Annotated in this window: 1 protein-coding gene; it reads right to left on the reverse strand. The window is 40.7% G+C overall.

The features are described 5' to 3' along the window. A partial coding sequence (locus ACTRWF_RS19675) for a flagellin N-terminal helical domain-containing protein (protein ID WP_462836106.1) occupies window positions 1-335 on the reverse strand: 335 nt, incomplete at its 3' end. Window positions 336-492 lie beyond the last annotated feature (157 nt).

Genomic DNA, 492 nt, shown 5'->3' on the forward strand with positions numbered 1-492 from the left:
AGCGCGGCTCTATCCTCGGCACTGTTAATGCCATTTTGTGCTTGAATAGCTAGCGTTCTGATTCGCTGCAAGGCTGTTGTAGATTCATCTAAAGCACCTTCTGCGGTTTGCGTTAACGATATAGCATCATTTGCGTTACGTGCAGCTTGGTCTAAACCTTGGATCTGTGATGTCATTCTCTCGGTGATTTGAAGACCCGCCGCATCATCTGACGCACCATTGATTCGAAACCCCGACGATAAACGCTCAAATGATGTACTAAGGGAATTACTTACGTTGAACACCTGACGCTGGGCATTTAAAGATGACACATTAGTATTTACAAATAAACTCATAACTTTTTCCTAACTTGATACCGATGCCTATTATTGTTGTTATCGCATCACTATTTATTTAAAGGTGGCACTAATAATGCTTTCAAATAGCGTCAGGTATTTTCTGACATTTTATTGGCTCACTACCAATAAGACTTTGTAAACTGCCTAGTTTACT

The organism is Alteromonas sp. G5_S2_22_S1, assembly GCF_054968525.1.